Origin of the sequence: Bradyrhizobium sp. Leo170, assembly GCF_004296405.1 — a bacterium.
Lineage (GTDB): Bacteria > Pseudomonadota > Alphaproteobacteria > Rhizobiales > Xanthobacteraceae > Bradyrhizobium.
This window is the reverse complement of sequence record NZ_PSRR01000903.1, coordinates 1-394: the sequence shown is the minus strand read 5'-3', so window position 1 is coordinate 394 and position 394 is coordinate 1. Positions and strand designations below refer to the sequence as shown.

Sequence of the window (394 nt, the reverse complement as noted above, 5' to 3'; positions counted from 1 at the left end):
CACCCGGGCGCACGCCGTACTGCGCGCGCGTCGGCGGATCGCGGCGGAAAAGCCCGACTGGGCGCTGTCGGCAGCCGGCCTTGCCGGTCTGTGCGGCCGGGAAGGAAAGGGCGACCCGAAAGAGAGGCTGGGCCTCGAGAGGCGAGAGCTCGGCGTCAATGAAGGCGAGACAGCAGACGACGAGGGCGCTGTGTTGGTCTCGGGCGCCAGCGAGATCGATGAGGGGCTCGCCGCTGCCTTTGCCGCAGTCGACGCCGCGATCGCGGAAGCCGACCGAACCCTCGCTCGTGAAACACGTGGTCCGCACCTCACGCGCCTGGAACGCGACCCGCTGGTCTACGATCTGGACTGGGACGAGGACGCCCGTCTCGACGAGTGGCGCGCGATTGTTGCG

The 394-nt window shown here is 69.8% G+C and carries 1 pseudogene; it reads left to right on the top strand.

Going from position 1 to position 394, the window contains the following annotated elements:
- Positions 1 to 394 (top strand): annotated as a pseudogene (locus tag CWO89_RS46750) (DUF1612 domain-containing protein); the annotation flags it as partial.